This is a genomic window from Streptomyces spongiae (assembly GCF_009377185.1).
In the GTDB taxonomy this organism is placed as follows: domain Bacteria; phylum Actinomycetota; class Actinomycetes; order Streptomycetales; family Streptomycetaceae; genus Streptomyces; species Streptomyces spongiae.
This window is the reverse complement of sequence record NZ_VJZC01000462.1, coordinates 1-8,121: the sequence shown is the minus strand read 5'-3', so window position 1 is coordinate 8,121 and position 8,121 is coordinate 1. Positions and strand designations below refer to the sequence as shown.

The 8,121-nt window shown below is 70.8% G+C and carries 8 protein-coding genes; 4 read left to right on the top strand and 4 right to left on the bottom strand.

The window, feature by feature from the left end; translation table 11 throughout:
- Positions 1–32: 32 nt before the first annotated feature.
- From FNH08_RS38205 to FNH08_RS51155, 4 genes are all read right to left on the bottom strand, one after another.
- Positions 33–683, bottom strand: coding sequence for an LLM class oxidoreductase (locus FNH08_RS38205; RefSeq protein ID WP_228034609.1), 651 nt, complete (start codon positions 681–683; stop codon positions 33–35).
- Positions 684–937: 254 nt separating this feature from the next.
- Positions 938–1,468: a MarR family winged helix-turn-helix transcriptional regulator gene (locus FNH08_RS53730; RefSeq protein WP_322726158.1), complete on the bottom strand. Its 531-nt coding sequence runs from the start codon at positions 1,466–1,468 to the stop codon at positions 938–940.
- Positions 1,469–1,606: 138 nt separating this feature from the next.
- Entirely contained in the window at positions 1,607–2,455 is an 849-nt protein-coding gene (locus FNH08_RS38195; protein WP_152776117.1) for a fumarylacetoacetate hydrolase family protein, read from the bottom strand.
- 41 nt (positions 2,456–2,496) lie between these two features.
- Positions 2,497–3,087, bottom strand: a complete 591-nt coding sequence (locus FNH08_RS51155) for a carboxymuconolactone decarboxylase family protein (protein WP_194238758.1) — start codon at positions 3,085–3,087, stop codon at positions 2,497–2,499.
- 213 nt (positions 3,088–3,300) lie between these two features.
- On the opposite strand from FNH08_RS51155, the gene FNH08_RS38185 reads away from it, so the two are divergent.
- From FNH08_RS38185 to FNH08_RS38170, 4 genes are read left to right on the top strand one after another with little or no spacing between them, the layout of a single operon-like run.
- Positions 3,301–4,233 (top strand): VOC family protein, encoded by a 933-nt coding sequence (locus FNH08_RS38185; RefSeq protein WP_152776115.1) that lies wholly within the window; start codon positions 3,301–3,303, stop codon positions 4,231–4,233.
- Positions 4,230–5,798, top strand: coding sequence for a phenylacetic acid degradation bifunctional protein PaaZ (gene paaZ / locus FNH08_RS38180; RefSeq protein WP_152776114.1), 1,569 nt, complete (start codon positions 4,230–4,232; stop codon positions 5,796–5,798). The genes FNH08_RS38185 and paaZ overlap by 4 nt, the downstream gene beginning before the upstream one ends.
- Positions 5,799–5,831: 33 nt before the next feature.
- The gene (locus tag FNH08_RS38175) at positions 5,832–6,758 is read left to right on the top strand and encodes a fumarylacetoacetate hydrolase family protein (RefSeq protein ID WP_152776113.1); all 927 of its coding nucleotides are present in this window, start codon (positions 5,832–5,834) and stop codon (positions 6,756–6,758) included.
- A 17-nt stretch (positions 6,759–6,775) separates the two neighbouring features.
- Positions 6,776–8,086, top strand: a complete 1,311-nt coding sequence (locus FNH08_RS38170; RefSeq protein WP_228034608.1) for a multidrug effflux MFS transporter — start codon at positions 6,776–6,778, stop codon at positions 8,084–8,086.
- The last annotated feature ends 35 nt before the right edge of the window (positions 8,087–8,121 follow it).

The following is an 8,121-nucleotide window of genomic DNA, read 5'->3' as shown; positions in this document are numbered from 1 at the left end:
GCTCGGGGGGTCGACCGCCGGCTCGGGTGGGCTCAGAGCCCGGCGGTTGTCGCGAAGGCGCGCAGCTCGCGCTCGATGTCGGGGCCGGCCGGCTGGTGGGCGACCGTGGTCGCGCCGGACTGCTCCAGGTGCTTCAGCCGCTCGCGTATCTGCTCCGGCGTGCCGGTGGCGGTGGCGGCCTCGATGACCTTGGGCGTGATGCAGGGACGCTCCTCGGGCGTCACACCGATCAGGTGCTCGCGGTGCGTCCCGATGTGGCGGCGCTCCTCGGGCACGGGGGCCAGCCAGGTTTGGTAGCCGCGCACCTCGTCGGCACCGGCCAGCGGGCCGAACTCGCCGAGGTGCAGTCCGAGCGCGGCACCGGGGCCTGCGGCGTCCACGACGCGGGGGCTCGTGGCGAAGCCCTTGGGCCCGTGCGCGGCGGCGAGGACCGGGACGTCCGTGACCGGGGCGAGTCCCGACTGTCCGGGGAACGTCAGGGCGATCCTCGTGCCCTCCCAGTCGATCTCCTCGCCCGCCATCAGGGCACGCAGGCCCAGGATGTACTCCTCGATCCGCGACGCGCGGTCCGCCGCGCCGAGGCGCTCGGCCTCGGCGATGTGGTCCGGGGCGCGGGTGGTGGGCGCGAACAGGCAGCCGATGTCCATCGTTCCTCGCAGCGGGTGCGGGGCGTCATTGCCCATGAGACGGAACAGGTTGGGGGAGAACGTAAGCGTCAGAGTTCTAATCGTCAAGGGTCATACAAACTTCACCGAGAGGACTTCAAGGGCGGCGCGATGGCGGGCCCAGGGCACCCCAAAGCACCCGCGGACCAACAATGCACAGACGAATACGAAATGTCCGCATGTAGCGTCACGAGATCCCGGTCACACGCGAGGCGTGCTGTGCCGGCAACCGCGGCGCCCGGAAGGCGCGGGCACCTCTAACGCGGGCACCTCTAAGAAGGGTGTTCCTGGTTGACCATCTTTCCCAGCAGGGAGACCAGCTGGGAGATGTCCTTGTCCTCGAGCACCGCCATCCAGGCGTGCTCCCGCTCGGTCTGGCCCTCGATGGCCTTGTGCAGCATCGTCAGGCCGGACGGGGTCAGCGAGACGCGGACGAGCCGCCGGTCCCCCGCTTCCCGTCGCCGCTCGACCAGGCCCCGCTCCTCGAGGGTGTTGATGGCGCTGGAGACGCTGGCGCGGGAGGTGCCCGAGATCCTGGCGATCTCCCGCTGCTCCAGGTCCCCGAAGACCCACAGGGTGTTCATGATCCGGAATCCGGCCCAGGTCATCCCGAGCGGCCGGTGCACGGATGCCTCGAAGTCCTGGACCAGCCGCGCGACGAGCCGGGTGAGGTGGGTGACGAGTTCGACGCCGTCGAGCTGGCGGTCCGTGTGGCCCATCTCCTGGTGGCGGGACCGCACCTTCTCGGCGAACTCCCGGGAGCGCGGGTGGTCGGCGGCGTCTCCTACCGGGGCGTCCGACACGCGAGGGCTCCCTTCATCCGCACGGCGTCCCGGTGGCCGGAACCAGGGTCACGGCCCCGGCCGCCGGGCTCTTGTCCACCGGGACAAGGGCTCCTCACCCACGTCCCACCGGTGGAATCGTAACAGCGCACGACGATGTCACCGGCTGATCGGATTGCGCATCACGCCGACCCCCTGGACCTCGGTCGTGAGGGTCATCCCGGGCTCCAGGTACAGGCGGGGAACACGCCTGACGCCGCAGCCGGCGGGGGTCCCCGTGAACACGAGATCGCCGGGCTCCAGGGTCACGTACGTGGAGAGCCAGGAGACCAACTCGGGGACGCTGAAGATCAGATCGGACGTACGGCCGCGCTGCACCTCCAGATCGTCGACATGCCCCACGACCTCGATGTCGTCCGGGTCCTCGAACTCGTCGACGGTCGCCACCAGAGGGCCGCACGGGCTGAAGGTGTCGTAGGACTTGGCGAAGGTGAACTGGTTGAGCGGCTTGCGCCACTGCTCCCGGCGGTCGGTGATGTCCTGGCCCGCGGTCACACCCGCGACGCCCTCCCACACCGCCTCGGGCGCCACGGCGCGCATCGTCCGGCCGATCACGACCACGACCTCGGCCTCGAAGTCGCACTTGTCGATGCCCTCGGGCACGATCACGGGCTGGTACGGCCCGGCCAACGAGCTCGTGAACTTGCCGAAGGCGGTGGGCGCTTCGGGGATCGGGATGCCCGACTCCTCGGCGTGGCCACGGTAGTTGAGCGCCACGGCGAGGATCTTCGGTGCCCGCGGGGAGACCGGGCCGAGCTGCTTCTCGTCGTAGGCGACGAGGTCGGCGTCGGTCGCGGACCGTTCGAGGCGGCGCAGCTCGTCGTGGTTCGCCAGGTCGTACAGCACCGCGGGGTCGGGGCCGAGCGCCCCGTTGCTGGCCTTCTCCACGTCGAGGGCGCGGTCGCCGACGATGACGGTGGCCCGTCCGGCGAGGTTGGCAAGCTTCATGGAAGTCCCCTCCTGGGGCGACTGGGACGGGAGGTGGGTGGTCAGGGCGCCCCGGGCGCGGGCAGCGGGAGCTCCGCGCGCAGTGCGGCGATGTCCGTCTCGGGCTGGATGCGGAAGGCGTTGATCGCCATGGCCACGGTCTGGTACTGGCCGACCGTGTAGACGAGGTCGATGAGCTGCTCGGTACCGAGCCGGTCGCGCAGCTCCTTCCACTCGACGTCACCCAGGTCCGCTTCGCTGAACAGCTGGTCGGTCGCGGTGAGCAGGGCCTGCTCGGTGGCGTCGAAGCCGGGGGCCCCGGGCCGGGCTAGGGCCAGGATCTCGTCGTCGGACACTCCGGCCCGGCGGGCGATCCGGACGTGCTGCAGCCACTCGTACTCGGCCTGTGCGCGCCAGGCGACCCGCAGGATCACCAGTTCGCGCCACCGGACGGACAGGGTGTTCTTGCCCAGCACGTGGTTGCCGAAGACCAGGAAGCGGCGCAGCGCGTCCGGGTGTGCGGCGAGGGTGGACCAGATCGCGTAGATGTCGCCGTCGGCGTGGGGGTTGCGGTACGGCTCCAGGGCCGTCAGCGCCTTCTCCGGTATGTCCTTCTCCGCGACCGGAACCAGGCGCGGCTCAGATACAGGCATGGGGTCGCCCTTCGTGACGGCGGTCGCCCTCAGGACGGCCTTACGTCGTCGGATGCTCCGACCGTAGATAGATAGAACCTTGACAGTCAAGAGCCACGCAAACACCTCGACGCAAGTCGTAAGACTCTTGATAATTAGAAGTCATACAAGTAGCTTCGGGCAGCGGGCGAACCGCCATGCCCCGCAGGCAGGGCTTCGACCAGGGAGGTTTCGATGAGTGTTCGCAGCCTGGGCTATCTCGGGATCGGCACACCTGACCCGGACGGCTGGGTCGCGTATGCCCACGACGTGATCGGAGCCATGTCCGTCGGGCCGCCCGGATCGGCGGAGGAACGGTTGCTGCGGCTGGACGAACACCCCTACCGGTTCAGCGTGGAGGCCGCCGAGACCGGCGGTGTCACGTACATCGGCTGGGAGGTCGGCGACCCGGCGGGCCTGGAACGGCTGACGGCACGGCTGCGCGCGCACGGGGTCGAGGTCCACGAGGCGGCTCCCGAGGAGTGCGCCGCCCGGCAGGTGGACCGCATGGTGTGGTTCGACGGCCCCTGCTCGGTGCGCACCGAACTGTTCACGGGACGCCGGGTCGCCGCCACGCCCTTCGTCTCCCCGCTCGGCGTCACGTTCGTGACCGGGGACCAGGGGATGGGGCATGTCGTGCTGATGTCGCCCCGGGCGATGGAGGCGGTCGACTTCTACCGCGACGTCCTCGGCTTCCGGCTCAGCGACGTGACCCACCTGCCCATGGGCGGGACCTTCTACTTCATGGGCTGCAACCCCCGCCACCACAGCGTCGCCTTCGTCGCCTCCCGGAAGCGCGAGGGCACGCACCACATCCTGTGCGAGGTGTCGAGCGCGGACGAGGTGGGCCGCGCCCACGACCGTGCCCGCGAGCACAAGGTCCCGCTGATGGCGACGCTGGGCCGGCACTCCAACGACCTCATGTTCTCCTTCTATATGCGCTCCCCCGCCGGTTTCGGCATCGAGGTGGGAGCCGAGGGCCGCCGGGTGGACGACGAGACCTGGGTGAGCCGCGTCTACACCGCCGACGTCTGGGGCCACCACGCCGTCGCGGACGGCGACGACGGATACGCCGGGACGGTCGGCACGATCGGCACGACCTCGACGGAGAGGACGGCAACACGATGACCACGCTGCGCAGCTACGTGCAGGACCAGTGGCACACCCCCACGGACGAGGGAGCCCCCGTCCACGACGCTGTCACCGGCGAGGAGATCGCCCGGGCCTCCTCCACCGGCGTCGACATGGCCGCCGCGCTGCACCACGCCCGCTCCGTCGGCGGCCCGGAACTGCGCGCCCTCTCCTTCCACCAGCGCGCCCGACTGCTGGCGGACCTGGGGGCGTACCTGCGCGGACACCGCGAGGAGCTGTACGCGATCTCCGCCCGCACCGGCGCGACGCTGTACGACTCCAAGTACGACATCGACGGCGGCATCCGGGTGCTGCTGACCTACGCCGACGTGGGCCGCCGCGAACTCCCTGGCGGCGACGAGGGATTGGTGTACGTCGAGGGCGCCCGGGAGAACCTGAGCCGTGACGGCAGCTTCCTCGGCGGGCACATCTGCACTCCCATCCAGGGCGCGGCCGTCCAGATCAACGCGTACAACTTCCCCGTGTGGGCGCCCCTGGAGAAGCTCGCCCCGGCGCTGCTGGCCGGCGTCCCGAGCCTGGTGAAGCCCGCGACACAGACCTGTCACCTCACCAGCCGGCTGATCGAACTCGTCGTGGAGTCGGGCGTACTGCCGCCGGGCAGCCTGCAGTTCGTCTGCGGGAGCGCCGGTGACCTGCTCGACCACGTCACCGAGCAGGACCTCGTGTCCTTCACCGGCTCGGCGACCACGGCCGAACGGCTGCGGACCCATCCGGCGGTCGTCCGGCAGGCCGTGCGCTTCAACGCCGAGGCGGACTCGGTGAACTGCTCGGTGCTCGGCCCGGACGCCACTCCAGGTACCCCTGAATTCGACCTGTACGTCGACCAGTTGGTCACCGAGATGACCGTGAAGGCGGGCCAGAAGTGCACGGCGATCCGCCGCGCCCTCGTGCCCGCCGAGCTGATCGACGCGGTCGGTGAGGCCGCCGCCGCCCGGCTCGCCGAGGTGGTCGTAGGCAACCCGGCCGACCCGGCCGTGCGCATGGGCGCCCTGGCGAGCGTCGGGCAGCGCGAGGAGGTGCGCCGCTGTGTGAAGGCGCTGCTCGACTCCGCGCGTCTGGTGTCGGGCGACCCCGACCGGGTGGACGCCCGCGGCGCCGACGCGGAGCGCGGCGCGTTCCTCACTCCCCTGCTGCTGCGCTGCGACGACCCGGGGGCCACCGCACCGCACGAGGTGGAGGCCTTCGGCCCGGTGAGCACGCTCATCCCGTACACCTCGCCGGAACACGCCGTCTTCCTGGCGGCCCGGGGCCGGGGCAGCCTCGCCGGCTCCGTGGTCACCGGTGACGCCGCCTTCGCCCGCCAGGTGGTGCTCGGGCTCGCCCCGTGGCACGGCCGGGTCCTCGTCCTCGACACCGAGTCCGCCACGGCGTCCACCGGCCACGGCTCCCCGCTGCCCGCCCTGGTGCACGGCGGTCCCGGCCGCGCCGGCGGCGGCGAGGAGATGGGCGGCATCCGCGGGGTGCTCCACCACATGCAACGCACCGCCGTCCAGGGCGGCCCGAGCATGCTGGCGGCGCTGACGGGCCGCACGGCCGAGTAACGCTGTTCGTAGCGACTGACGGAGACCATCGCCATGACCTTTTCCCTGGCCACCCTGCGCGTTGGCGGGAAGCCCACGCCCGTGCTGTCGGTCGACGGCCGCTACTGGGCCCTGGCCGACGTCGCCCCCGAGGCGCTGCGACCGGAGCCCGCGCGCGGCCTGATGAACGTGTTCGACCACTGGGACCGCACCGAACCGCTCCTGGTGGCCGCCGCCGAACGCCTCGCCTCCGGTACCGACACCACCGCACCACTCCCCGCACCGGCTGCCCTGGAAGACGTCCTCACACCGCTCCAGTACCCGCGCAAGGTCGTGATGACGGGGGCGAACTACTACGATCACATGGAGAAGGACGGCGGCCACACGGACTGGGAGAAGGACAAGAAGATCCCGCTCTTCTTCTTCAAGCCGCCCACGACGTCACTCGTCGGCCCCGGCAGGACGGTCCGTTACCCGGAGCAGTCGGAGAAGTTCGACTACGAGCTGGAACTCGCCGTGGTCATCGGCAAGCGGGGACGGCGTCTGAGCCTGGACAACGCGATGGAGTACGTGGCCGGTTACACCATCGCGCTGGACCTGTCGGCACGGGACTGGCAGCGCCACCCCCAGCACCTGGTGAAGTTCGACCTCTTCGGCGGCAAGGCCTTCGACGACAGCTGCCCCCTCGGACCCGCCGTCGTCCCGGCCCGCTACGTCGACCACGACAACCTGCGTCTGCGGTTCCGGCTCAACGGCGAGCCGAAGCAGGACGCCAACACCCGGGACATGATCTGGTCCATCCCGGAACAGCTCGTCAGGATCACCGAGCATCTGACCCTGGAACCGGGCGACATCGTCTCCACCGGCACCCCGGCCGGCGTCGGCCTGGGCACCGGCCAGTGGATGAAGCCCGGCGACCTCCTGGAAGGCGAGATCACCGGACTCGGCCGCCTCACCGTAGAGATCATCAAGGAACACTGAGCTCCCAGGGGGTCGGCATGCCTCTCCACCGCCGCCGCCGCCGCGACGATCGGACCACGGGCTCCGCCTCAGGCGGCGGCCCGGACGTGCCGACGCGCATGATGCTGGCCCTCGCCCTGGCCTACGCGGTGGCTCCGCTCGCCACGGACATGTATCTGCCGGCGTTCCCGCGGATGACGGAGGGCCTGCGGACGGAGGTCACCGGTGTCCAGCTGACCCTGACCACCTTCATGCTCGGCCTGGCCACCGGTCAGCTGGTCATAGGGCCGCTGTCCGACCGGTGGGGACGGCGTCGCCCCATGCTCGCGGGCACCGCGGTGAGCGCCCTCGCCGGCGTGCTCTGTGCCCTGGCGTCCTCGGTCGAGGTGCTCGTCGCGGCCCGCTTCGTCCAGGGGTTCAGCGGAGCCGCCGGGATCGTCATAGCCCGCGCGGTGATCAGTGACCGGTCCCCCGCGGGCGGAGCGGCCCGTTCGTTCGGTGTCCTCATGATCACGGGTGGGGTGGCTCCGGTCGTCGCCCCACTGGCCGGTGGAGCCCTGGTCGGCCCCGTCGGCTGGCGCGGGATCTTCCTCGTCCTGGCCGGCCTCGCCACGCTGATGTTCCTGGGGGTCCTGCTGCTCGTACCCGAGACGCTCCCTCCGCAGTCGCGGCACGGAGGCGGCCTCTTGACCACGTTCCAACGCATGGGCGGGCTGCTGTCTGATCGCGGATTCGTCGGCTACACCCTGGCGTACGGCTTCGCCTTCGGCGTGCTCTTCTCATACATCGCGGCGTCGTCGTTCGTGTTCCAGAACGTCTACGACCTGTCCACCGGCGCCTACTCGGTGCTGTTCGCGGCCAACGCCTTCGGGTTCACCTCCACCGGCGCCGTCAACCGCAGTATCGTGGGCCGCTTCGGCCCACGGCCCCTGCTGCGGACCGGGCTCACGGTGATGGTGACCTGCTCCGCCGTGCTGTGCGGGCTGGGCACGGCGGGACGGCTCGTGTTGCCCTTGGCCGCCGCCCTGGTCTTCCTCGCCACCTCCTCGCTCGGCCTGGTGGCCGCCAACGCCACGGCGCTCGCCACCGCGCGGGCCCCACAGGCGGCGGGGAGTGCCTCGGCGCTGCTGGGTTCGCTCCAGTTCGGCCTGGCGGCACTCGTGTCGCCACTCGTGGGTCTGGGCGGCGAGCGCACGGCCGTACCCATGACGATCGCCATGCTCACTGCGGCATGCGTCGCCTTCCTGGGCGGAATCGTCCTCACGGCCGACGCCCCGGCAGCCCGCCACCGCCCCGAGCACGACCGCACCGAGACTTTCGAAGCCCCTGGGGAGGCACGAAGCGAATGACCCCCGCCGCCCTTACCCATTCCCCTCCCCTGGGG